The following is a 24874-nucleotide window of genomic DNA, read 5'->3' on the forward strand; positions in this document are numbered from 1 at the left end:
CGGCCACTCCGTGGCAAAGAGGGGTCAAGGATCGCGGAACGCGACTTGCAAGCGGGGGAACCTACTTTTCTGAAGCACAGTGCAACGCGGCGGCAGAAAAACTGGGGGAGACCGCGCCGTCCTTGACGCCGGATTTGCTGGAGTAAAATAGGAGGTCAGAGAAAGAGCCCCGCGAACTTGAAGGGGACGCGACCGCTTCCCGGCGCGAGCCGGCGGGGAGTGTCGAGAGGTGAAACCCCTGACAGGCGGGGGGCCGCTCGATCCGGCTGGCCAGGCGCACGGACATGGAGATAAGCCTCCGTCAGAACGGAGGCTCGGCGCTGACACGGCCGTCCTGCTCGGCCGAGATCACCTCGCGTTCAGCCCGGGCGAGTTCAAGTTCGGCCTCGATCTGCCGACGCGCGTCAGCGTCGACGGCGTTACGCAGCTCCAGCCGTTATCCTGACAGTCAAATGAAAAGTTGAATCTCAGTGGCGGAAAAATCGAGAGGGGTAAGTCCTCTCGTTTCGTCGCCGACCTCATTCGAGGTCAGCGGCGAAGGCTTGGATGTCACGCGCGAACTGCTCGGCCGCAGCTTGCTCCTGCGCAATCAAGGCCGCCAGTTCGGCTTCGGCCGCGGCGCGTTCTTCCTTGGTGAAATAGCAGCTCCGAAGCTCGGCGCGTAATTCGTTGATTTGATCGATAGTGGTCATGTTGATCGTCTCCTTTTGATGACGTCAACGAGGCCACGTGCGCACGAAGCGTGTGTCAGGGATCGCGGAACGCGACCGGCAGCGCCGGCGAGTGGGGTGCCGGTTTTGTCGGAGCGAAGGGAACCGGAGCGGAGATAAAACCGGGGGCCCACGCTCGTCCTTGACGCGGGCTGAGCAGCCGTAGAATGGGACGGCAGAAAGAAGAGAACCCGCGACCCCGACCAGGGGGCGCGACCGTATTTCTAGGAGGTCAGCCGCACATTACCTCGATATCGGATAAGATCTTCTCGATCCGTTGCAGGTCTTTGCCCACGGCAAGCCGCTGCAGTTCCGACAGCCTCTTTTCCTTGAGGATTGCCCTGGCGTTCTCCGCGGCATCCGCCCATGCGGGACGATGGCGCGTTGTGATGCAGGCGTTCGGGCATCGGGACGGTTCGCACAACGAGATCATCGGAGCGATCTGGTCGCCTGAGGCGGCGTGGCGGAGACAGACAGCGGTGGCAGGGTCGAAGAAGCAGTCGGCCAGCACGCCGACGTGGAGTGTTCGTGCCGTGTCCGCCAGCAGGACGCGGAGGCGACCACGGTCGGCGATGATGCCTGGAAGCGGTTGAAGCTCGGCCGCTGCGGCGTCCAGCGATCTGCCGATCCGCCCTGCAGCAGGGCCGAAGAGACCTGCTCCGAGTTGCCGTTCATCGAAATAGGTGAGTATGTCGTCCATCTGCCCGAGACGACGTTCCGTCTCGACTTCGGCACGGAAGCCTGAGCGGCTCGAACCCGCATAACCTTCAAAGGCCGCGACGGAGACGTGTTTGTATTGGATCATGCCGGCAATCGTTCCGAAGGGCCGATTGGCGATGTGCCAGGCAATCGTCCGGCGAAACTGACGTGTCGTCAGTTGCCACGGGCGCCCATTGGGGCCGGCCGGAACGACCGGCTCGCCTGCGGTTCCGAAGCGTTCATTCAGATGATCGCGAAACTGGTTCAGTCGGGTCACGATGTCTGTCGAGAGAGTATGCTTGCGTGCCCGTGCAATAAAGAGAACCGGCCAGAGCGTCTCAGTACCGCGGCGTTCGACGGATCGCATGATGAGCTGTTCGAGCACCGCGATCGCGGCCGCGACGGGCGCAATGGTAATCCACTCGGCCTCGTCGCCACGCGTTTCCTTCCCCTTATAGGCAACTGACCTTACTCGATGCCTGTCGATCAGGCCGTCCTCGGTGCGGGTGACAGAGAGGCAGCCGGGCCGCATGGCCTGGACCTCGCTGTCGCGCATGCCGGTCAGATAGGAGCAGACGATATAACAGGCGGCCTGCAGCATCCGCTCCTCCACCGCGAGTGCTCTTGCGTCGAACCGGGCCCGCCAGGGATTGCCGGTGTCGGGATCGATAGAAATCGGCGTATCCATTCCGCCGACCTCGGTCCCGAGCTCGTGGACCGCAGCTTCGACGATCTGGCGGGCACCATCGCCGGGGCGTTCATCGAGAGGTCGCCGAAGGTTGGCATCGGCGCCGGCATGCAGATAGATGAGCTGCCAGTTCAAGGGCGGCTCCGATCCGGCTGATGAAAATCGTCCGCCGATCCTGACCGGCCAGGCGGGGACACCACGGCCCTGCTTGCGGCGTTCGTCGAGGTAGGCAATCAGGCGGGCTTTGCGGCGGGCCCGCCGTTCATTGCGATGTGCCAGCGCGTCTTCGGCGATCAACATCGCGTGATGCTCTTCGAGCATTCGCAGTTCGTTGCGCGCGGCGAGAATGTCGGGTGCGAACACTGTGACGTATTTGAGCGACCAGGCAAGAAGGGGCCGGATGATGTCCTCGGGGATACGGGGCGTCCGGTTCTCCTCGACGGAGAAACGATAACCCGCAACCTCGGCGGGCCTGCGACCGTGCCATGGCTCGAAGGACAGCTTCGCCACGGATAGGTGGTTACGGAAGGCATAGAGGTCGAAAACGATCCCCAACCACTGCGTGACGATGATCGGCCGCCGTCCGTCGCGGAGAGATTTGGCGAAGCGGTCGAGCAACGCCTGATCAACATGGCGCAGATCACAGACTCCGCGATCGTCCTTGACGAAATTGAAAAAGTTCAGAGCGAAACGAAAGAGGCGGCGCACGCTCACCGGAGGCGCACGCATTTTGTAGCCAGGCAGGTCCGTGTTCAGACGCACGTAGAGATAGTCGCGAATGGCCGCCGCAATGTCTGGGTCGTCAATGGAATCAAAGTCCACCCTGGTATCGGAGCGGCGCGCATTCTCCCGAAAAACCGCAGGTCCCAAATCCCATCGAGCATCGCTATATCGCGACAGAGAGGACCTGTCGAAGCCAGCATGCAGCGGCGCTGTTGCCAGCACCGGGCGATCGTCCGCGACCGCGGTGGCGGCGTAAGGGGAACGTGCGGTCTTCAAAGTAACGCCTCCGGCGGCAGGTAGACTGAAACCGGCTCGTGCGCGAGCAGACTACGAGCTTCGGCAACCGTCACCGCAGAAAAGGCCGGCAAGATCTGCCTGGTGATGCGGGCATGCGCGGCCGCGAACTTCATCGCCCAGTGATTGGCGGAAAGCGAACGGCGCTGATCTTCGAGGAACCCAAGGAAGGATAGGATGGCGGGGAGCTTGCGGGCGGTGATGACCGCGTTCGGACACTCGAGGCAGCCCCAGAACGGCAGAGAGCAAGGCGATCCGGGTTCGCCATGGGGGCTGGAAAAGAAACCGCCGCAGCTGGCCAGCCAGATATCCTGTTCTCCATCGAGCAGAGAAATCGGGTCACTTCCCGCCGGAGCGGCGGCTGAGGCAGTGACCGGATCGCTCCGCCAGGCATCCTCCTTCTCTGGTGTCAGAATGATCGGCGACAAGGCCGATGCGACCGCCTCGGTGAAGGCATCGGCGATGACGGTCTCGTGTAGGGGGCGCAGTGCCGGAACATCAGCGTAGTGCCGCGCAGCCACCTCCCGCGTATGACCGACGGCAAAGCGCGTCATGTGCCCTTCGGTCTTCAAATACCAGAGCGCCTTGTGCGTCTTGCGAAGGTGTGAAAGCGCCAGATGGAGCGGGTGCCCATCGTCATCGAGAATATTGTGCTTTGTCGTCCACCCATCGATGAGATGCTGCGGATGCTTTAGCCCGGATTTTAGTCCACCGGATCCGTAATGCAGCCAAAGGCAGTCGCTTGGCCGGTGTCGACGGGCAGTTGCCGTCATGGCGACGATTTGGCGGATGAGGCCACCTGGCGTGCGTGGACTGCCGTCGCGCACCCGAAGCGTCTTGTACTCAGCGCCACGGGCTCGGCGTTTGATATAGGCAATCTCCACCGTTCCGTTTGCCGAGTTCTGGAGACAATCGACGGTCAAGGTTTTGCAGCACTCGATCTCCAGACCGGTCTCGAGCGCCAGAAACACCGTCAGCGGAATGACGTCGTGCGAGGTTAGATAGTGCCATTCGTGAAGCTGATGACAGAAGTTCTCCGACGAGAGACCTCGAACCCTTCGGGCGTGCAGAAGAGCTTTATATTTGCGATCGGTATGAAGGAGAATGCCTCTCGCATCGATGTGCGTATGTACGCTGTCTTCCAGGACCTTTAGATCGGAGTCTGTGGCAACCGGCCTGGGCTCGCGAAACCGTTGGAAGATACGCCCGATATCCGCACGAGCTGCATCGCGAAGCTGACTCGCAATGTAGGGGCTGTATGCATCGCGGGGACGCGACGAGGGTATTGGCCTCAACGTCGTATAGGCCAGCCGGTCGCGCAGCGCGTCGGAAAAGGTGATCGTTCCTTCAGAGGCAACCTCTCGCAAAGCCACGATGACCTTCGTCAGGATCGTCAGCAGGTGGATGGGCGACTTGCCCTTTACCGCCAACCAGGCTTCGAAGCCATCGATGTGGCGCGCCTGAAGGAGTTCCGGAGCATTGGGCACGTCCTCCGTCTCTGTCATATAGGCGAAAAACAGCGGCAGGATGCGGGCGTAGGCCGCCACAGTCGATCTGACGGACAGGCGCCCGCCGAGACCGGCAAGTCGCCGCAGCGCACCGGCGAACGCAAGTGCGAGCCAGCGCGGCGTCAGATGAGCGTAGTCAACCAGAACCTCGCCGCCATCTTGCGTCTGAATGTTAAATCGCAGACCCGATATCGCCTCTGCCGCCACCGGTGGAGGGACGGCGAGTTCGCGACTGAACGCGACGGGCTGACCCTTGCGAGGACGGGTGCTCATAGCCGGCCTCCGCTTGGCAGCAGCGCGAGCAGTTCGGCGACGGCGGTATCGACGGTGTCTGCGCGCGTGGCGATATGGTCGAGGTAGAGGGAAGTGGTCTCAAGGCTCGCATGCCCGAGAAGCCGCTGCACCTGCTGAAGAGGATCTCCGAGCAGTCTGCGGTAACCTTCCGCGGGTCCGGCGGAGATCGCCGAGGATCTGCCTTCGAGCTGGCGCTGGATCAGCATCGCCAGCATATGGACCGCAAAGGTGTGCCGAAGTTGATGTGGGCTGATGTCGATCGGAGATCCGTTCGCCTGGCAGCGACGGCAGGCACGGGCGAACGCCACCTCCCAGGAGTTTGGGCGCACCGGCTGACCAACCTCGGTCAGCCATAGCACTGCCGGCTCGGCGGGTGCATTGTCCGGATCACAGATGACGAGACGCTCCCGTTCGTCCGGCGAGAAGACCTCCAGCGGAACAGTTCGTCCGTCGGCTAGCACAAGGCTGGCCGGGCCGGCGACCGGCCGGCGGATAAAGATCGGCCGCTCTATCAAACTCCAACCTTGACGGGCCTTGAACTTTGCCAAGGCATGCGCGCGTTCCACACGAATGTAGGTCCGGAGCCGCTGAAGCAACCCGTCAGGAACAAGGACCGCCCGCCCTCGCTCGCCTTTGGTGAGACCTGCGGGCAGATTGAACCATGTCTGACGGATCGAGGAACCGGACGCCGGCAAAGCGTCGACTTCGAAGGCCAAGAGAAACGATGCCTCTTCGAGCCTCAAGCCGGTTACCACCAGCATGTCCGCAAACAGCGCGTTGCGAAGCCCGTTCCTGTCGCGAGCTCCAGGCCGTTCCGCTCCATCCGGAGTAAGGCCACGCAGTCCTACATCCCGAAATCTTCGGAAATCCTCAAGCGTGACGAAACGGATGTCCGTTCGCTTTACGCGCCGTTCGAATGCATCGTTGCGCGCGACAATCTGGCCTTGGCCCCGCGTGCGATTACGACGCCAGACCTCCCGATGCGAAAATGGGCTGGAAGACAGAAGTCCCTCACGCACGCCCCACTCATAAAGCTTGTCTATTGCCGCGACCGACCGGTTCCATGATGCCGCCGAGATCCGGCTTCCGGGCTCGCCCCTTCTGCGGATGCGATGGAAGGCCTCGACGTCTTCCCGATCGGCTTCCCAGACCATCTTGTCGCGGGCATCGGCAAGGAAGCGTAGCCAAACAGCGATGTCGTAGCCGTAGGCGCGAAGGGAATGACGTGAGCGGACGCCATTGAGGGGCAGATTGAGGAAGAAGCGATCAACATTGGGATCGTAGAGCGCACCGCCTCGCAGGATTCGCGGAACATAGGCGTCGAGGCCGTCAGCAGCCCTCCGCTCCTCGATCGTGATGCTTGATGACGCAACGACAGTATCCACAGCTTGTTCAACCCTCCCCCGGACCCCCACCCGGGGAGCCCGCGTCAACGGGAGGTGCTAGAGCTGCCCGGCACTCTCCAGGCCGGCCTCCGCCAGCTATGTGGGAGCGCTGCGGCCGGCCTGGAAAGCGCCTCCCTCAGCATGTGCATCGACGTTTGGAAGACCGCTAGAGTCGGTGCAGACTGTCAAGATAAGGCGCGCAGTTCTTCGATATGCTGTTCGATTGTCATCGCGTCATCTCCTGATGTTTGAGAAAGATGACGACCGCGGGCGTGGCGAGAGGGCGGGGTCAAGGAGCGCGACGCGACCGCACCGCGGCGGGTGGGGGAGCCGAAATGCGCCAGCATTTTGGGGGAACCGCTCGTCCTTGAGGCTGCTCTTTCACCACGGCAAAATGGCACGGTCTGAGCAGACCCTACCTCTCGTTTGGCACCGAAAAGCCGGAAACCGGCTCGATGCCTGTTTCCCGGGCTTCTGCGACGAGCGTTGGCCCCGCTTGGCGATCGGGGCCGGTAGCTGCTCAGTCCTGGCTCGGGCCGCATCCCACAAGGCCGGAACAGCCTGGGGGCCGGGAGGAACTTTGTTGTTTCGCCGTTGCGGGAGGACGCTCGAGGCGGAGCCGTTCTCCGATCAGACATGCCTCATAGGCCCGCGGAGGGCGCGTCATTGACAGCGGTGGGAGCAGCCACGCGATAGACCGCCCCGGCACCGGGGCGACCCGCTATCCTCCGGCCACCGTCATGGCCGTTCCAAGGCGCACCAGACCGAGCGGATAGCACTGGCACATATGCCTCAGTGCCTGCCTCGATGACTTGTCGGCCCGACAGAACCGAGCAGCCGGCGATCCAACACCAATCCGCAACGATCGCCACAACCTCATCGAAGACATCGGAATGACGCGCCACCACTTCTTATGGCCTCCTGCCGGCCGGAGGGCACGTCCGGCCCACTCGTCCGAGTACGAATCTCCGAGTGTGCTATCTGATCCGGCTAATCTCGGCTAGCGATTTGCGGCGCGCGATGAACTCGCGGAGGACGGGAAGGAAGAACGCTTTGCTGAACCGCCCGATCGGAGGCTCGGGCTCGATGTAGAAGGAGCGGCCAACGATATCGGTGTTGAATTCATCGAGGATGATCCAGAGGCGCAGGTCTGCATCGAGTCCCGCCCGCCGCTTCTCCATGGCCGGAATTTCAGCCGCGAAGCGAGTCTGCTCGGGCTGCTTGGTGGTGATCGGGAAAAACAGAACCAAGTCGCCGTCAGGTCGGGCAAGCCTCACACCGACGGCGACTGGCCGATCCTTTCGCCCCTCTGTCTCCCCCTTTCGGGCTTGTCGCGCCCATAAATAGGGATAACGGATGACCGTCGCGGTCTGCATGTCATCATAGCTGCTCATCGGTTGGTCTCGTCGGTCCCCGCATAGGCGTCCACCGCCGCCTCGAATTCTTTGAGCAGCTCGCTCGGCATTGTTTCGAGTGTGCCGACTGAACGGGCATCGGATTGCCGGATCAGCCGTTCGTAGTCATCGATATTAAGAAGGACGAGGCGCGGCTTGTTGCGTTGGGTGATCGTGACCGGATGGCGCAACGCCTCGGCGATGATATCGCCGGACTTTCGGGAAAGATCGCTTGTTGAGTAGGAACCATCGGTGCGAGGCATGTTGATTCTCCAGATGTCTTTGCCGACGGGCACCATAGCATCAGAACCGACGCAAATCCAGCATTTACAGTATTGTTGTAAATGCTGTGTATTTCCGCGATTAAGGCCCCGCCTGGGCGGCGAGGCCAACCGAGAATATCAGTCCCGGTTCGGGCGCGACCAGATGAGCTGGAAGCCACCTTCGCCCTCGACCTCCGTCAGCGTCGCGTAGATCGGAGCCGGGAAGCTCGGGTCGTCGAGCTTGACCGAAAGATAGTCGCGATCGCTCTCGCTGGAGCGCTTCTGCCAGGCTGCGCCGAGTTCGACGGCACCCGCGTAGATGCGGAAGTGCGGGCCCTTGTCGGAGGGGTTTTCGATGCGGGCGATGCGAGCTTTGACGTTGAGGGCGAGGGTGCGGATCGAGCCGGTGAAGCCGTTTTCGTTTGCGGTAAAGGTGCCGATGGTAGCCATTGTCATGTTCCTTTCGTTGTATCGGGCCGCGCCCACCGCGGCCTCGATGGCTGTCGCAGGGATCGGGGGCGATCGGACCGCACCCGAAGGGCCGAAACAGCGTGAAGGGCCGCCGGGAGAAGCTTTGTTGCTCCGCGCGGAATGAGCGCCTGAGCGCTCAGGGGAAGAAAGTTTTCGACGGCGGTTGCGGGAGGACGATCGAGGCGCAGCCGCTCGCCGATCAGACATGCCTCATCGAGCCCGCGGGGGTGTGGCCTAACACGGCAGATCGAAGGAATATGGTGATGGCGACCCCGCCGCGTGTCGCCGTGACGGAGCATTTGCAGGGGCAATTCCGTTGCCTGGCCTCCATTTCACGGGGTCGACTTCGCAGGCGACAACCCCGTCCCGACCGGCCATTGCCTCCTGGAACCAAGGCGATACCGTCGTGCTCGCGATTCGTCGCCTGGAGGATCTATGCGTCAGCAGGCAAAGCCGGTTATCGCCGAAATCAAGCGACCGGAAAACTTCGATCTGGGGAAGGCTGGACCTCACGCCCGAACAGGACATCCTCACCTAAAGAGAGCAGAAAGAGCTTCTGCCGTTGGCGGGACAACGACCGACCCCGAGCGGTGCTACGCAGCCGCTCTCTCCTCGGCCTGACCGGACTGGAGACCGTGCAAGAAGCTTACCGCACGCTGGGCATGGGCCGCAGCCTGGAAGATCGCCCGCTTATCGTCGGCCAGAACGTTGAGCCACGAGGCGAGGTAAGACGCATGGTCCGGCCGAGGCTCCAGCTCCGGTGCGATGCCAAGGTCCGCGCACAGGAAACAACTGCCGAGTTCCGCAATCAATTCCTCTCGCGCGCGCTCCGTCTTGTCCTTGGCATAGCGGCTGAGATCACGGCCGACACGATCCGCCGGCGCCGTCCAATGCGTAGCCTCATGGCTAAGCGTCGCATAGTAGCTTGCCGCGTCCCTGAAGCTCTCGAACATCGGCATCTGAATGAGGTCGCTGGCAGGCGCAAAGAAAGCCTGGTTTCCGCCATGGCGGATCACCGCGCCGGTGTTGCGGAAGAAGCGATCGGCGATCTGGATCCGTGCAACAGGATCGCAAACCGGTGTCGGCCGGTGATAATAGTGTTCCGGCAGCCCGTCGATCTGCTCGACATTGAATACGGTGTAGGCCTTCAAGAAGGGGATCTCGCGATCGACCTCACCGCCGTTGCCGTCGCCTTCCGTTTTTGTGAAGCGGCTGGCAAAGACGACCGTGGAGCCGGTTTCACCCTTGCGGACCGTCGCGCCCAATTCCAACGCCTGCTTGAACGTCATCCACGTCGGCGAAGCGAAGCCTCGGGCGATGCCTTCTGACCAAAGCAGCAGAACGTTCATTCCGGAATAGGGTTGTCCGTTGTGCCGGAGCGGGCGTGTGATCCGGCCATGCAGGTTGCGGTCATGCCAGGGCTTCATCCATGGTTTCACGCCGCGGGCCAGGTCCTCGATGATCCGATCTGCGATACGGCTATAGATGTCCGCACGCTGCGTTTCATGCTTCCTGCTCATTTTTCCGATACCTCCAATTTCCAAGCCGGGCCGATCGCGACCCGTCACGGCGGTCCAAAGGCCGGGGTAAAGGGGAGGGCGCATGCTGGACAAGCGCCGGAACGCATGTGGAGGAGGGCGAAGCCCTTGCGGCTTAATTCCCGGCCCCGGCAGGACCAGAGCCGGACGGGTAAGCGATGGCGCCCAAGCTGATCGTCTTCCCCCTTTGCTTTGCCTTCGACATACGAAAAGGCTGGCTCAAAAGGAGCCAGCCGTCGGTCAAAGAGAAGAGAAGGCGGGACCGAAGCCCCGCCGGAAGCAGATCAGCCAAGTGCCGCCATCTGCGCTTCGGCCGCCTTGCGGTCGAGTGATGCGCCGGGGTTGTCGACCGGGCGGTCGAACGGCTTCCAGACCTCGCCGACCACCTGCTCGTAAGCGGCGACGGCGCCTTCGGCAGCCATGCGGAGAGAATGGGACTGAACGCCCATGTCGGCGGCAAATTCGCGCTTGCGCTGAGCGGCGCTGTCGTAACCGACGGGACCGTCGAGATCCTCGTCGCGGGCGTCACTGGCCGCTTTCGCCGTGGCGTCACGTGCTTCGGACACTGCACGGCTGTAAAACTGGCCGGCGCCGTGAGCGGACCCGACATAGGCGCCGACGATGCGTTGGAGATGGATCTGCATGGCCCGTTCGCCGAGCCCGTCGGAAAGGCTCTCGGCCGTCTCGATGATTAGGCGCTCATGCAGGTCTCGGATCCCGTCACCGTCGATCACGGCCGTTCCGAAGCTCTCGGCGATCGCCAGCGCCTGGGCGGCGTCCGGGCAAGTGAGCCTAACCATCTCGATGGTGGCGCCCTTTCGAATTTGCATAGCGCGAGCGGACGGGCGGGATTGGGTTGCGGCCTTGGCCATAGGTTGTTCCTTTCACGGTTTCCCCGAAGCGGTTCCGGCTCTTGCCGGTTTGCCCTTCGGTGCGGTCGAAAGGAGCCGGCGGAAGACGGGCGTTTCAGGGTCCGGGCCCGCCAGGACGAGCGAAGCCGGGAAGCGCGCAAGCAGGGTAGCCTGCCCTCGCGAAGCGCGCCGACCTGCTTTGCGAGAACGGTGTGGTCCGGCCGCCCCGCGGCGCGGAACGCGGCCTTGAAACGATCGGCCGCCGGTTCAGACCGCAACGAAACCGAAGGGCAAGCCGGCAAGAAGCTGGTTCGACACACAGAGGCCGTTGAATGGAGGGGATCCCGCAGCCGCTGCGATATCTTCCGCCGATTCTGGCTGCGATTTGATTTCGCGGCACGTCCGGGATAAAGGCTCACTCGGGTTTAGCCGCCGTTGCCGAGAGCACGACGGCATCAAGTGAACACGGCACGACGGCAGGGCAGACATGAGCAACCAGAACGATGAGTACGTCTACGACGAGGTGACCGGCGAATGGCGGCCGGCTTCGGAGATCGCCGCGGAGGCCGCGAAAGCTGCGGAGGTCCATGACGCATCCGGCAATGTTCTTGCCGATGGAGACTCCGTGGTCCTGATCAAGGACCTCAAGGTGAAAGGCGCCGGCCAAACGCTCAAGCAGGGCACGGTCATCCGGTCGATCCGACTCACCGACAACCCCGAAGAGATCGACTGCCGGCACGACACGATTAAGGGACTGGTCCTGCGCACGGAGTTCGTCCGCAAGCGCTGAGCAACTGCGCCATCGGATTATGGAAGCGGACATCACGCGCCCCTCCCACGCCGACCGGCGAAACTGGAAAGGCCGTCATAGGCGGCATGTCGCGCCTCATCGATGATGAAGCCGAACCGGCCGACCTCATATTCGTCGCTCGGGATGAGGAACCGGCGCTCCTCGGCCAGCTCCTTGCGGCTGCCGCCGATGGTGGCGATCACCTCGGTCATGCCTGGATGATGATCCGAACGCAGCGCGGCGATGACGATCCACTCGCCGGCATGCACCCTCCCGAACGCCTGCCGATCCTTCTCGTGAGACTCGCCGGGCTCGAGAGAGCGACCGTAGATCGCCTCCCAGGCCTCCGGCCAGTTGTCGCGGACCGTTTTGTCAGCCTCCTTCCGCTCATAGGTCGTGAACAAGTCCGGAAACGTCAGCGCGATGATTGCCCATGCGGCGTCCTCTTCATACCAACCGCCATCCCCCCGCAAGGTCGGATGGACGTTGGCATTACGCGCGGCGGAAAGCTTGAAGCCGCCATGCCCGGCCGTCGTGTGGGATACAATGCCACTGGCGTATACGGTGGCGTCCTGCGATGGCCCCCACGGCGTGCTCAAAGTCATCCGGACTGTCTGTCGCGCAAGCAACCGCAGCTCGCGGCTGTGTTCCGCCTGTTCGATCATGCGCGCTTGGAACGCTGCTTCATCCGCGACAGAGCCATGATGCGAGTAGAAATCACCGCGCTTGAGGTCGGCAAGCGGCCGGCTGACACGCCAGGCGCTCGTAAGGAAGTGCCGGCCGTCGCGTCCGGGTACCATCGCGAAGACGAGGTCGCCCACACGGGCGACCGGCAAACCGTCGGCACTTCGTTCAAACTCCACCTCCGGTTCGTCGGTGGTGGCGGCTTCTGACCATTGAAGAGCTGGCGTATTCATACTGCCCTCCCTTCGATGTGATCGGCGGCGATTTCATCGGCCGTCACGGGTTCGAGCACTGCGTTGGGATAGCCGTGCTCGCGCAGCCACGCTTTTGCGCCTTCATGGTTCTCGGCGAGGTGAACCAGCTCCCGCGACGAGCCGGCCCGATCGAAAACGCGGACCGACCCGATCGGCGGACGTTCGATGACCTTAAACACCAAGTCGGATTCGAGTGCGAAGGTTCGGTGAACGCGCATGGCGACGTTCCTGCCGCCGAAGTCCGCCTCATGGAGCGTTAAATAACCCGACGAAGCGTAGTTGCCGAGCTGACGCGGACCTTCCTTGTGGATCAGCCGGCCTCGGCTGTTGCGGGTCTGCCAGGCGGCGAGCTTCTTTTTGAAGCGTTCCTGCGGGCGCGGGGTGCCGTCGGACCAGCTGACGATGGAACCGATCGGGGCGAGATCATAGATTAGGGATGCGGACATGCATGCTCTCCGTGAAGTTGGCAATTGCTGGAAACCAAACCGCCGCCGGTGATGGCCGGCGGCAGAGATAGATCGGAGGGAATAGGGAGGGGCGGCTACTCGGCTGCGCTCGCGTATGGGATGTCGAGATCGTCGTTGCACCCATCGGCGTCGGTCTGCAGATCAGGTTCGACCACCGTTTCATCGTCAGCCGGATCTTCCGGCTCAAGGCCGCCCACACCCTCAATGCCGTGCACCGGCTCTTCAGCAGGTGCATCGTCGTCCTCGCCGCCATGCTCTATGTTCTTGGCGAGCCATTCGGCCAGCTTCGTATCGTCTGGAGTGAAAAGTGCGGAGGGGTGCACAAAGCGCACTTCCCTGAAATGCTCGATCAGGGCCGCCCGTGTGTCCTTCACCCGAGGCCGGGGCGGAACATTTACCGCCGCGCCTGACGCTTCGAGCGACGCCCGCGACAGGCATGACAGAAACTCGTCCGTGCCCATGTTCGGGAGATAGCTGTCGGCTCCGACGGCATCGCCGGCGATGCGAGCGACGATGCCGCTGTCCGTTCGGTTCGTGCGCGCCGAAAGCGCATCGATCAGGGTCAGCCTCGCGACCGCGCGAAGCGTATCCCTGTCAACCTCGAGCTTGCCGGTTTCGCCGATAAGCCGGACGGCGTGACGCGCGAAGCGCCTGGAGCCGTAGAGATGCTGCGACGTTTCCGAGCCGGAGTCGACTGAGACGTTCTGCCCGGCAAAGGCGAGAACAAGCATCGCCATCAGCGTCTCGTCCTCGATCGGCGCCCGGGCAAGCGCTTCGTGCAGGGCGTCGGTACGGAAGTCGCCGATCATGTCGAAACCTGCGCGCGTGACATCCGCCCGTGTTTTGGGTGCATCGATGACGTCCGCGTCGTCCTTGCCCTTGGCGGGCCTGGTCTCGGGCATCCGGTAGTGCGCCGTCTGCACCTTTCCGTCGCGATCGAGGTACATCGCGGTGCAGTCGCCTTTGGCCGGCTTGCCGTAGACTTGGCTTGCCTTCTTCGGCAGTTCCGGCTGGCCCCAATTGTTGACTTCGACGATTGCGCCCTTCTTTGGGAGATTGCTGCTCATCCATTCCTGCTGGGCGCCGAGAAAGGCTTCGACGTTGGTAGTGTACCGATTGTCCTCGTCGGCCGGGCCGAACAGGTCTTCCGCCCACTCGATGCCGTATGCCTGCCGGAGATCGTCGCCAAAACGCGCATCGCGGGCATACATGCGGGTTTTAGAGAGGCCGTTGGCGATCTGCCACCAGGCCGCAGCGTCGCCCTTCTTCGGCTTGTGGGCTTTCCAGACCTCCTTCTGCTCGTCGGGCGAGGCGGCCGCGATCGTCCTGAGATGCTGTTCGTTCGGCATGTCGCCCTTGACCATCTGGTCGAGCATGGCGGGCAGGACGTTGGCAAGCAAACGGAGCTTGCGGATCTGGCGGATGGGAAGCGCGAGCGCCACGGCAATCGCCTCCTCGGTCCAGCCGAGCGCGACCAGGCGTTCGATGCCACGCCATTGATCGACGGGATTGAGCGGTTCGCGGGCGATGTTCTCGATCATCGAGCGCATTGCGCCGTTGTCGTTGGCCGCCTCGACGACAATCACGTCGATTTCCTCGATGCCGGCGGCGATCGCCATGCGGGTGCGGCGGTGACCGGCTTCGATGATGTAACCATTGCCGCCAGCTTCCGGGAAAATGACGGGCGGCTGGATCACGCCGACGGCCTTGATCGTCGCCAGTAGCAGGGCGTCCGCCTGCGGCGTCGACTTCGACTGGCGCGTGTTGTCGGGGTTGTCCTTCAGCGCACGCGGATCGAGCTTCATCAGTTGCATGGGATGCTCCTTCTCGGGATTTGGACACGGCCCTCTACCGGTCCTTCTCGCGTCTTCTTTCTTCCCGAAGACACGACCCGGAGCGCGGAGCGGCCGGCCGGGTGCAACTGCGGCCGAGCATCGCTGCCGCGACGGACGAGCGGGGCTGACAGCCCTGCGAAGGACGAGTGGCCGGGATGGCGAGAGGCGCGGTTGAGCGCCAGCGGCAGCCGGCGGACCGATCTGCGACGGGTTTCACCTTTTCTCCGCTCTTTTTTCTTCCTTGGACGATTACTCCTGCTTCAAACCCACTTCGAAGTGATCCACTGTCACACGCGCACAACTATTCCTTGCCTATACATGATCCAGTCAACGTAGCTGGCGATCCGGTGAGATCGAACAAGGGGAGGGTTTGATGTCTGAAATCGCGTTGAAGGTATTTTCGAACGCGGACGATGTTCACCTGGTGTGGTCGCATCAGGAAGACATCGCCGGATGCCTGGGCTTCGCAATCCAGTGCAAGCGAGGCGATGCAGAGCCAAAGTTCCTGTCCAATCGCGTCGGGTTCAAGGACGACGTCGAACTCGATCCCCATGGCGAACGCTACAGGTCGCGCCCGTCCGACATGTGGCCGTTTCAACGCTACGACTGGACCGATCATGCCGCTGATCTCGGCGACGTCATATCCTATCGCGTCATCGCGCGGGTCGTCGGAGCTGATGGAAAACTGACGGACGGGCCGGCGAGCGACTGGTCATCGACATGGCGCCTGACGGCTGATTGCGGCGACGGGGTCAGCGTCCATTTCAACCGGGGCTTTGTCCTGTCCCAGTTCATGGCACGGTACATGAAGGAGAAAGGAATCACCCTACAGGAGCTCAAGGAAAAGGCCGTCATCATCAGCGAGGAAGTGGACCGTAGCGTTCGCAATTTTCTCGGCGGAACGCTCCGCGAAACCGTTCTTGCCATGATGAGCGAGGTGGAGCGCACGCCTCAACTCGAGCTTCACGCGGCACTTTACGAACTCAGCGATGAGGAACTGCTCGATGGCCTCGCGGCCATCGGCGAGCGTGCACATATCGTACTTGCGAACGGGAGCGTCAAACACGAGGGTGACGATGAGAACGCCAAGGCCCGCGCCCGCCTGAACGACGCGGGCTGCGTCATATACGACAGGTTCCTGGCGCCGGACGGTCTTGCGCATAACAAGTTCGTCGTCATCGGTGAGCGGGACGGTGATCTGTTTCGTCCCGCAAAAGTCTGGACCGGTAGTCTCAACTGGACGCCCACCGGCCTTTGCACGCAGCTCAACAACGGCATCCTGATCGAAAATGCCGGGCTGGCCACGCGTTTCGAGGCGCAATTCGAGCTCCTCAAAGGCGCCGGCCACGCCTTCTCGGACGAACTGTTAGAATCGAACAACAAGCCAAGGCGGGATATTGCCCTTGGAGCCGCCAAGGTCGACAGCTGGTTCTCCAAGGTCAGCCGCGAGATCGATATCAAGGAGCTGGTCGAACTCGTGAAGGGCGCGCGCCAAGGCATTTTCTTCGTCATGTTCCAGCCGGGGAATGAACCGGTGCGGACCCTCCTTCGGATGCAGAGCGAGAAGGACCTCTATGTTCGCGGGGTCGCGACGCAATTGACGAGCAACGGGCTTGAAGATTTCAAGTTGCTGAAGCAGGTTCCCGAGCAGTTCTTCCTCGATACGGCCCAGGCAACCGGCGTGGATATGTCCGTCGGCCGATGGGCGGTCGAAGGAACCGCGAACGAATTCAGGAACAGCATCGGCCACGCAATCACGCACTCGAAGGTCCTGGTGATCGACCCGTTCAGCGATGACCCCATTGTCGTTACCGGTTCGCACAACTTCTCGAAGGCGGCCAGTCGGGACAACGATGAGAACTTCATCGTAATCCGCGGTCACAGGGAGATCGCCATGCACTACGCCATCAATGCGGTGCAGACCTACAACCACTATCGTTGGCGGGCTTATCTGGAAGAAGCCGAGCGGGACGACAGGGATCCGTTTCAATATCTGTCGCGCGATCCCAAGTGGCAGCGCCGGCGCACAACCGGTGAAACCAAGCGGATGCTGGCATTCTGGCGCCCCGAAGCCTGAGGCTGCGTGATCTGCAGAAAAAAATGGGCCAGCGGAAACCGCGGCCCATGAAGTGTGGAGGTCAATTAACCTCCAGAGGGAACAGCTGATACGGCGGAACTGGGAGGAAGCCGCCATGTGCATCAGCTGTGGCACCAATGCTCATTTTTTGATCGGATGGAAAACATTTATTGTGCAATGCAGCTATGCACTTGCTGCGCTGCTGCTTCTAAAACCATGTGCGCGAACGCATGTCAGCAATTGGCGGTGCCTTAAGCCGCGTCTGATGCGTCTGCCGTTTCATCGCGTGCAGCGGCCGCCAATGCCTCATCGACGCCCCGAAGCCGCCTGCGCTTCTCGGCCAGTTCGTCCGCAAAGGCGAACGCGCCGCCCTGACGCGAGCGATAGGAGGCAAGGCGCCGCTGCGCTTCCTCCAGGCGGCGTTGATAGTGGTTCTGCTCGTCTTCAAACCCGTCAAGCGCATGCTCGAGGCGGGAGACGGCGCCGAGCGGCGTCACAGTTACCGGCAAATCGATCTCGTAGTCCGCATCAGTGCGCTGAAGCAGGGTCGTATAGCGATATCCATCTCCCTTACCGAAACATTCGCCGGAATGGACCAGATCGAAGCCGCCGATCGAGGCGATGACGACTTCCTTCTCCTGCTGGAGTTGGACGAGGGTGAGAATTTCCTTCATAAGCGCGCGTCCGGCAAGCTTCCGCTCGTCGTAAGCCTTGTCCTTGATCGTCATGACGAAGGCATCGCCAGCCGTCGGAATGAGACGCTCGATGTCCCTGCCGATCTCGGCGATGCGCCGGATCGAAATCTCTATGGCGCGTTGGGCATCGCGGATCTGCCGACGCACCGCATACTGGTCGTCGTCATGGGCGGCGCGCAGCCGTTCGAGACGGGCAATATCGGCCTCTAGCCCCGCCTTCTGCATCAGACGTTCGTCGCCGCTCGCGATCGCCTTGGCCATGGCGAACTGGTTGGCAGCACCCTCGCCAAGATCTTCGAGCCGGCGGATCGACGTGTCACCGGACAAGGCCGCGGCGATGAAGCGGGCCTTGCGCTCGTTGTTCTGCCACATGCTGGCGTCGAGCGAACCCTGCGTGGCATATGCGAAGATGTCGACCTCATCATGCTGGTTGCCCTGCCGCACGATCCGGCCCTCCCGTTGTTCGATCTGCGAAGGCAGCCATGGGACGTCGAGATGATGCAGCGCCTTGAGGCGAAGCTGCGCGTTCACACCGGTTCCCATCGTGTCTGACGAGCCGATCAGGAAGCGGATTTTGCCGGCGCGCACGTCTGCGAACAGGCGTTGCTTGGCCTCGGTCTTCTTGTAGTCCTGCATGAAGGCGATTTCGGGTGCCGGAACGCCCATGCGGACGAGCTCGTCGCGGATCCAGCGGTAGGCCGAAAAACCTCTGGTCTTCTCTACATTGATGGTGCCGAGATCGGAAAAGATCATTTGCGCCGCACCGGGCAGATCGAACGGTTTGCCGTCCGGTCGCAGATAGGTACTTTGCGCGGTTTCCCGCCAGATACGATGTGCGTTCTGGACCAACAGGTTGAGCTTGTTGTCCGGCTCATTGTCATTGGCTGGATCGACCAGGCGCAGGTCGATGGCGGCATGGCGCCCGTCGGTGATGACGGAGAGCAGGATGTCGTCGCCGGGATGCGCAGGTCCCTCACGCATCTCGATCGCCTTGATGCGGGCGTCGAGGATCGTCTGGTAGTTCTTGAAGGCCTGCGTCGGCTTGGCCGTCAGGATCTGCCGCCGGCCCGTCGAGATAACAGGTACTTTAACATATTCTCGGAGATCCCCAGGCATCACCACGTCCGCGAAGCTGCGGAACATGGCGATCAACTCGGGAACATTGACGAAGGAGGCAAAACGGCTAACCGGCTTGTATTTGCCGGACGGCTGGATCTCCAGCTCGGTCGTGGTGTCGCCGAAGGTTGAAGCCCAGGCGTCGAACTCGTGCAGGCCACGTTCGGCCAGCGCCGCTTGGCCGAGCAGGCGCTGGACCGAGAACATCTCTCCTAGCGTGTTGGTGATCGGCGTACCCGAGGCAAGAACCAGGGCGCGGCCGGGGTTCTTCGTCTCGATGAAGCGTGACTTGACGTAAAGGTCCCAGGCGCGCTGCGAGCCATTCGGATCGATGCCTTTCAAGGTCGACATGTTGGTGGCGAAGGAAAGCTTGCGGAACTCCTGCGCCTCATCGACGACGATCTGGTCGACGCCGATCTCGGAAATCGTCAACAGATCGTCCTTGCGAGTCGACAGCGCCTCTAGTCGTTCCTTGAGGCCTTCCTTCAGCCGTTCGAGCCGCTTGCGGGAAACGCGATCCTCACTGTCGACCTTGGTGAGAAGATCCTCGTAGAGCTGCAGCTCGTCCTGGATCATCTGTTGTTCAAAGGTCGACGGTACGGCGATAAACCGGAACGCTGAATGGGTGATGATGATCGCATCCCAGCTCGCCGTTGCCGCGCGCGACAGGAACCGGGCCCGCTTGTCTTTGGTGAAGTTGGTCTCATCGGCGACGAGAATGCGGGCATTCGGATAAAGCGCCAGAAATTCGCGGGCGGCCTGTGCCAGGCAATGGCCGGGCACCACCAGCATCGCCTTGGCGATCAGCCCCAGCCGGCGCTGTTCCATGATGGCTGCCGCCATCGTCATCGTCTTGCCGGCGCCGACGGCGTGCGCCAGATAGGTCGAGCCGGACGAAATGATGCGCCAGATGCCGCGTTTCTGATGCTCATAAAGAACAAAGGCGCCAGAGGCGCCGGGCAGTTTCAGGTGCGAGCCGTCGAAACGCCTGGGCGCGATATTGTTGAAGCGATCGTTATAGACCCGCGCGAGCCGGTCGGTGCGATAGGGGTCGGTCCAGACCCAGTTCTGGAACGCTTGCTTGATCTTCTGCAGCCTGTCGCGCGCCGCTTCGGTGTCGACGACGTTCAGGACCCGCCGCTCGCCGTCGGCATCCTTGAACACGTCGAAGATCTGCGGCACCCGGCTGTTCAGCGCATCGGCGAGCAGCTCGCCGGCGTGCCGGCGATCGGTGCCCCATTCGGATGTGCCGGCTGCCGTCCATCCGAGTTGCCGCGCCGCGACGGTCCATGAGCCGAGTTCCGGCATGTGATGGATCCTGATCTCGGCACCCATCGTTTCGTACACGAATTGCACGATATCGGTCGCGGGTATCCAGGGCGCGCCAAGCCGTGCGGTGATATCCGACGGGCGTAGATCGGCGGGCTGCACGGCCTGAAGCGCACGGACATTGCGCTCATAAGCGGGATCGAGCCCGGTCGCGGCTTCCGCGACGGCGAGTTTCGTGCGCACGGCGCCGGAGAGATAGGCGTCCGAGGTTTGCCAGGAGCCGTCGGCCGGATCGCGAAAGATCGCATCACCGAGCTCATCGACGACCGCATCGCTTTCGCAATGCAGGAGCTCGGCGATATGCTCAAGATCGACATGGCCGCGATCGTTGAGCACGACGGCCAACGCATCGGCGGCGTTGCTGATCACAGGCGGGGCAGGGGGCGCAATGACGCGCTCGGAGAAGATCGGGCCTGGCCTGGCCGTATCGGTTTCGATGTCATAGTCCTCGATCGAGGCGACCAGCCAGCAATCCGGATCGTCAAGAAAGGGTGCAAGGTTTGGGCGACGATGGATCTCGCGGATCTCGCCAGTCTCCTCGGTTTCGCTGATCGACACCGTCGTATGATTGATCGCTCCGAAGTCGCGCACGAAACTCGACCAGGCGATACGCAACCGCACCTGCAGGTCGCGCCAGGGCCGGTCCATCTCCTGCGCTTTCAGCACCTCGCGCACGGAGTCGCGGATTGGGATCAGTTTCTTGATGATGCGAACATGTTTTTCCGGGATGCCGTCGGTGCCGCGGCCCTTGCGCACCGTTATCGCCGCAGGCGCCCCGTCGACGATCTGCATGAGACCGTGCCTGTTGTCGATGAAGAAGCTGCCTTCGCGGACCCGAGTGCTGTCGAGTTTCAGGTCGACGATTTCGGCCAGCTCGTCTTCGAGATCGACGTCAATTTCGCCGGGCTCGCCGTCATAGATACCCTCGGGAAGCAATTGAATGGCGGCATTCAAGACCACCGTGAGGTCCTCGCCGGCGCGCGGCAGGCACGTGTAGCCTTCACCGAACTGCCCGACAGTGAGCGCATGGGTACCGAGCACGAAATCCGGATGGCGTGCAAACCAGCGGTTCACGCGGATCGGCCCCTCCCCCTCGGTCGCAGCGCGGGCTTCCTCCAGATCGAGCCAGGCGAGATCGCATGTCGGTTCGCCGGCCTTGCGCTTGCGGAAGAACAGGATGTCGACCACAACGTCGGTACCGGCATCTTGCCGGAAACTGCCTTCGGGTAGACGGATGGCGGCGATTAGGTCGGCGGATTTGGCAATACGCTCTCGGCACCTGCTGTCGGCCTTGTCCAGTGTACCGGCGCTGGTGACGAAGGCAGCCAATGCGCCAGGTTTTAAAATATCAATCGACCGCGCGATGAAGTAATCGTGCAGCCTGAGACCGAGCGAGCGATAGTGCCCGTCGGAGCGAACCGTCCGATCGGAGAAGGGCGGATTGCCGATGGCCAGATCGTAGATTGGATTGAGGTCGGTGCGCGCGAAGTCCGCGTTGATGATTCGCGCTTTCGGCTGAAGCAGCCGGACGATACGCGCCGTGACCGGATCGAGTTCGATGCCGGTGACGTAGCTCACGTCGCGATAGAGCTTTGGCATCAGGGCCGGAAACAGGCCCGTCCCGATCCCGGGTTCCAGCACGCGGCCGCCGCGCCATCCGAGCCGCCGCAGGCCTGCCCAGATCGCCCGTATTACGAATTCGGGCGTGAAGTGGGCATATTGGGTGCAGCGCGCCAGCGAAGCATAATCCGCCTCGCTGACCGCCGACTCCAGAGAACTACCGAGATCTTCCCAGGCCGCCCGGAAATCCGGTTCACCAGGGCGACGGAACATTCCATTCGCCAGATCCGAGCTGCCAAAACCGGTAAACCGGATCAATCTCGCTTGCTCGTCATGTGTGGCAGACCGATCCTGCTTGTCGATTTCGCTGGCAGTCAGGATGGCGGCGACATTTATTCGCGCGCGTTCCTTCCACGTGGCGGCCAAGCCACGGTCGCCATCGTCGAGATAGAAATTGGCGCGATGGGCCTGTTTGTTTGACGCCGGCTGCTTGGCCGCCGGCAGAGGGAGCGCGGGGGAGGGGGAGGGCGGCGTCGGATCGGGATCGTCGTCGTTGGCAGCGAAGCCGCCAAATGCGGTGACGCCGAACCCGAGACCCGACGACAGCGCGCTGCCGGCGAACATATCAAGGGTGAAGGGATCATTGCTCATCGAATAGCTCCTTGGTCAGAGGGCGAGCGTCTTCGTCCTGTCGCAAGGGACAGCCGATCGGACGCGGAGGGGGTGGAAAGGGCAGCCGTTTATGGCTGGCTGTGCGGCCATGGCCGGCAAAGCGCTAGGCGCGCTCGACTACCGAAATCTGCATGGTGTCGGCCAAGAACACGACGCGAAGATGCGTGGCATTGGGGCTCGCCGCGATCATCGCCTCCAGCCGCTCGGCATCGATAAAGTCGACACCATCGTCGCCGCCGAATGTCCGACGCTTGGCGTCAAGCCAGTCGTCGTTACTGGTCGGATTGCGCTCCTCGGCAAAGACGACAAGGGCTTTCGCGCCGTCGGCAAGCTTACCGTTCGACAAAATGTAAACCCCATGATCTCCGACCAGCCAGAGGCCCGGCTGTTCATCCTTGCCGGGCAGGAGTCCGTAATAGGGATTGCGAAAGCCGCCATTGGCTTCGGCATCGGCGCGGCCGCGCGCGATCACCTCGCGCACGGATGCGATCGGGAACGTGAGCATGACAGCACCTCCTCATGCCGCGATCGGCGAGAGATAGCGCAGATGCACCGGCAGCTTGGCGGCGATCTCGTCGTCGGTCAGGTCTTCCAACAGCTTCAGAAAGGTCCCCTCTTTCCCGCCATAGAGCATCACGGTGCGTTTGCCGCGAGAGGCCGCCGGCCAGCGCTCACCGGCATAGCCGCGATAGTCATCCGCCGTGCTGCTCCAGATATGCTCGAGGCGCTCCTTCCGTGTCATGGCGAGCACCGGACGGCTCTCGCGATCGACAATCGCAACGCGCATCGCCTCAACGAATGCCTTATCTGAAAGGTCGCAATAGCCGTGAAAATATCGGATCGCCTCGTCGATCCGGAGCGCGAAGAACACGCTTGCCACCGATCCAGTCAGCAGCTCACACATGGCGAACATCGAGCCGCGGATCCAGAGCGGCGGAAGGACTTCGAACATGTAGTCGTGTTCGGCCTCGGCGATCTCGAACCATTCGCCGGCATGGAGCCGGGTTGAGTCTCCTTCCCAACGGTTGGGTCGCTGCGCGTGGCGATCGAACATGCGGAACATCTGCTGGCGGCTTGCGACGCCCTGAAACACCTTACGGATTGCGGGAGAAGAGGTCATCTGCGGCTCCTTGCGCGTTTACCGGACCGAAGGCGCGGCACAGTCCTCTCGACCTTGCCATCCTCTTCGGTCCTTCATGACCCTTTCGAGCCGCCGACATCGCGACCGGCCGGGTCAAGGACCGGCTTAAGCCGGGCGAAGCCTTCCTTGACGTGGGCGGCGCGAATGCGGCACGCCTCTTCCTCTTTCCGTCTTGTGTCTATTTCCTTCTCCCTGACCTTCAGGGTCTCATTCCAATCCTCCTCGGGCGGGCGAAGCCGCATCCAATCGCAGCCGGCGTCGTTGGCAAGTGACCGCAGTCGCTCGGCAAACATGTCACCTTGTGAATTGGCGTCTGTTGCTGCGACCAACTGGACGTCAGTCCGGAAGGCCAATTCCCGCAACGCCCCTTTCGTGGTCGGAGACCATCCGCCGCCGGTGCTGAGATAGAGCGTGCCCTCACGCAATCCTTCGATCGCCGCAAGACTCAAAGCGTCGATCGCGGCTTCCGTGACGGCCAGGCGAAACGCGGTTCCAGATCCAAGGCGGAAGAGAACCTTCGTTCCTCCGGAGGCGAAGCCCCGGTATTGCGGGCCTCGCGCCTCCCATCCGGTCACAACGCCGGCATGGTCCTTGTGCGCTGCCCACATGCTGCCATAAGGGCCTTCCCGAAGAAGGTCGCATTTTAATGCCGCCCGGAGCAAAGCCGCCGGAAGGCAGCGCTCGTCTTGGAGGTAACGCCATGTCGACGAGCCGGGCCACGGGCGGCGGCGTGCATGCCAACGAGCATGAAGGGAGAGCTCGTGCCTTCCATTGCACGTTGGATTCCGCCACTCTGGCTTAGTGATCTTAAGACCGACGAGATCTGCAACCTTTTCGGCGCCTTCGAGAAAACCGACATGGTCGAGATGCTCGACAAGCCCGAACACATCGCCTTTCGCGTCGCTGAGCGGATCGAACCAACCGCGTCCTTCATGCGTGACGATGATAATCTCACCGCCGCGGCGAAACTTGACCGCGCGCCGTGTGCTTTCCTTGATATCGATTGCGAAGTTCGCCTGTTCGAGCACGATCGCGCAGCTCACTTTGCTGCGTAACGCCTCTATCTCTCTTCTTTTCATTTTGCTTCCGATCGCGCAGCGACCGCCCTCCATGACCCTTCATTGCCCGTTGTTTGGTGGGCGCCTTTCGGCAGGCCGCGAAGAGCAAAGGCCGCAAGAGCGCGGGTGGCAATTGTCGGACTATGCAATGCTGACGTCGGCCGCGGCGCAGCTTCCCTTGCGGCCTGCCGCACGCAAGCGGCACAAAAAAGCCGAGGCCGGCTCAATGAGCCGGCCAGGGGAAATGTTCGCGCACGATGGCGAGATCGTCGTCGTCGATCTCATAGGAGGGGAGAACGCCGTATTGACCGTCGATCGGGAAACTGTGGGTGCCCCGTAAGACGCAAGCAGTTTTCTTGGACCGTTTGCACGTTGGCG

The 24874-nt window shown here is 62.2% G+C and carries 21 protein-coding genes; 5 read left to right on the plus strand and 16 right to left on the minus strand.

What is annotated here, in order from left to right:
* The first annotated feature begins 229 nt into the window (after positions 1-229).
* Positions 230-445 (plus strand): hypothetical protein, encoded by a 216-nt coding sequence (locus ACFHWW_RS04215; protein ID WP_283067690.1) that lies wholly within the window; start codon positions 230-232, stop codon positions 443-445.
* A gap of 73 nt (positions 446-518) precedes the next feature.
* Here the strand turns inward: ACFHWW_RS04215 and ACFHWW_RS04220 are convergent, their stop codons facing one another.
* From ACFHWW_RS04220 to ACFHWW_RS04260, 9 genes are all read right to left on the minus strand, one after another.
* A complete protein-coding gene (locus ACFHWW_RS04220; protein WP_283065558.1) occupies positions 519-692 on the minus strand; it encodes a hypothetical protein in 174 nt (57 codons plus the stop codon).
* Positions 693-942: 250 nt separating this feature from the next.
* Entirely contained in the window at positions 943-3096 is a 2154-nt protein-coding gene (locus ACFHWW_RS04225; RefSeq protein ID WP_283065560.1) for an integrase, read from the minus strand.
* The gene (locus ACFHWW_RS04230) at positions 3093-4895 is read right to left on the minus strand and encodes a hypothetical protein (RefSeq protein WP_283065562.1); all 1803 of its coding nucleotides are present in this window, start codon (positions 4893-4895) and stop codon (positions 3093-3095) included. The genes ACFHWW_RS04225 and ACFHWW_RS04230 overlap by 4 nt, the downstream gene beginning before the upstream one ends.
* Positions 4892-6301, minus strand: a complete 1410-nt coding sequence (locus ACFHWW_RS04235; RefSeq protein ID WP_283065564.1) for a site-specific integrase — start codon at positions 6299-6301, stop codon at positions 4892-4894. The genes ACFHWW_RS04230 and ACFHWW_RS04235 overlap by 4 nt, the downstream gene beginning before the upstream one ends.
* A gap of 977 nt (positions 6302-7278) precedes the next feature.
* Positions 7279-7695: a hypothetical protein gene (locus ACFHWW_RS04240; protein ID WP_283067688.1), complete on the minus strand. Its 417-nt coding sequence runs from the start codon at positions 7693-7695 to the stop codon at positions 7279-7281.
* Positions 7692-7958: a type II toxin-antitoxin system prevent-host-death family antitoxin gene (locus ACFHWW_RS04245; protein ID WP_283067686.1), complete on the minus strand. Its 267-nt coding sequence runs from the start codon at positions 7956-7958 to the stop codon at positions 7692-7694. Before ACFHWW_RS04245 ends, ACFHWW_RS04240 begins: the two co-directional genes overlap by 4 nt.
* 138 nt (positions 7959-8096) lie before the next feature.
* The gene (locus tag ACFHWW_RS04250) at positions 8097-8408 is read right to left on the minus strand and encodes a DUF736 domain-containing protein (RefSeq protein ID WP_283067684.1); all 312 of its coding nucleotides are present in this window, start codon (positions 8406-8408) and stop codon (positions 8097-8099) included.
* 614 nt (positions 8409-9022) lie between these two features.
* On the minus strand, positions 9023-9949 hold the full coding sequence (locus ACFHWW_RS04255) for an ArdC family protein (RefSeq protein ID WP_283067682.1): 927 nt from the start codon (positions 9947-9949) through the stop codon (positions 9023-9025).
* A 302-nt stretch (positions 9950-10251) separates the two neighbouring features.
* Positions 10252-10839 (minus strand): hypothetical protein, encoded by a 588-nt coding sequence (locus ACFHWW_RS04260; RefSeq protein WP_283067680.1) that lies wholly within the window; start codon positions 10837-10839, stop codon positions 10252-10254.
* A gap of 466 nt (positions 10840-11305) precedes the next feature.
* Between ACFHWW_RS04260 and ACFHWW_RS04265 the strand changes: the two genes are divergently transcribed.
* On the plus strand, positions 11306-11608 hold the full coding sequence (locus tag ACFHWW_RS04265; protein WP_283067678.1) for an alkylphosphonate utilization protein: 303 nt from the start codon (positions 11306-11308) through the stop codon (positions 11606-11608).
* A gap of 32 nt (positions 11609-11640) precedes the next feature.
* Here ACFHWW_RS04265 and ACFHWW_RS04270 read toward each other — a convergent pair whose 3' ends face one another.
* The 3 genes from ACFHWW_RS04270 to ACFHWW_RS04280 all read right to left on the minus strand — a co-directional run bounded on the left by ACFHWW_RS04270 (position 11641) and on the right by ACFHWW_RS04280 (position 14827).
* On the minus strand, positions 11641-12525 hold the full coding sequence (locus ACFHWW_RS04270; RefSeq protein ID WP_283067675.1) for a DUF7007 domain-containing protein: 885 nt from the start codon (positions 12523-12525) through the stop codon (positions 11641-11643).
* Entirely contained in the window at positions 12522-12992 is a 471-nt protein-coding gene (locus tag ACFHWW_RS04275) for a hypothetical protein (RefSeq protein WP_283067673.1), read from the minus strand. The genes ACFHWW_RS04270 and ACFHWW_RS04275 overlap by 4 nt, the downstream gene beginning before the upstream one ends.
* A 95-nt stretch (positions 12993-13087) precedes the next feature.
* The gene (locus ACFHWW_RS04280; RefSeq protein ID WP_283067671.1) at positions 13088-14827 is read right to left on the minus strand and encodes a ParB/RepB/Spo0J family partition protein; all 1740 of its coding nucleotides are present in this window, start codon (positions 14825-14827) and stop codon (positions 13088-13090) included.
* 394 nt (positions 14828-15221) lie between these two features.
* Here ACFHWW_RS04280 and ACFHWW_RS04285 point away from each other — a divergent pair, with 394 nt between their 5' ends.
* On the plus strand, positions 15222-16925 hold the full coding sequence (locus ACFHWW_RS04285) for a phospholipase D-like domain-containing protein (protein WP_283067670.1): 1704 nt from the start codon (positions 15222-15224) through the stop codon (positions 16923-16925).
* Positions 16926-17176: 251 nt separating this feature from the next.
* On the opposite strand, the gene ACFHWW_RS04290 is transcribed toward ACFHWW_RS04285, so the two are convergent.
* The 4 genes from ACFHWW_RS04290 to ACFHWW_RS04305 form a co-directional block, all read right to left on the minus strand.
* The gene (locus tag ACFHWW_RS04290; RefSeq protein ID WP_379937360.1) at positions 17177-22276 is read right to left on the minus strand and encodes a helicase-related protein; all 5100 of its coding nucleotides are present in this window, start codon (positions 22274-22276) and stop codon (positions 17177-17179) included.
* 124 nt (positions 22277-22400) lie between these two features.
* Positions 22401-22802, minus strand: coding sequence for a DUF3085 domain-containing protein (locus tag ACFHWW_RS04295; RefSeq protein WP_283067667.1), 402 nt, complete (start codon positions 22800-22802; stop codon positions 22401-22403).
* Positions 22803-22814: 12 nt separating this feature from the next.
* The gene (locus tag ACFHWW_RS04300; protein WP_283067666.1) at positions 22815-23417 is read right to left on the minus strand and encodes a DUF1419 domain-containing protein; all 603 of its coding nucleotides are present in this window, start codon (positions 23415-23417) and stop codon (positions 22815-22817) included.
* 74 nt (positions 23418-23491) lie between these two features.
* Positions 23492-24100: a DUF3991 and toprim domain-containing protein gene (locus tag ACFHWW_RS04305; RefSeq protein WP_379937512.1), complete on the minus strand. Its 609-nt coding sequence runs from the start codon at positions 24098-24100 to the stop codon at positions 23492-23494.
* Positions 24101-24184: 84 nt separating this feature from the next.
* Between ACFHWW_RS04305 and ACFHWW_RS04310 the strand changes: the two genes are divergently transcribed.
* Together ACFHWW_RS04310 and ACFHWW_RS04315 are read left to right on the plus strand one after the other, a co-directional pair.
* A complete protein-coding gene (locus ACFHWW_RS04310) occupies positions 24185-24493 on the plus strand; it encodes a hypothetical protein (protein WP_379937525.1) in 309 nt (102 codons plus the stop codon).
* Positions 24483-24836: a hypothetical protein gene (locus ACFHWW_RS04315; protein WP_379937527.1), complete on the plus strand. Its 354-nt coding sequence runs from the start codon at positions 24483-24485 to the stop codon at positions 24834-24836. The genes ACFHWW_RS04310 and ACFHWW_RS04315 overlap by 11 nt, the downstream gene beginning before the upstream one ends.
* Positions 24837-24874: the final 38 nt, after the last annotated feature.

This window comes from Sinorhizobium sp. P24N7 (genome assembly GCF_042436655.1).
Taxonomy (GTDB): Bacteria; Pseudomonadota; Alphaproteobacteria; order Rhizobiales; family Rhizobiaceae; genus Sinorhizobium; species Sinorhizobium meliloti_A.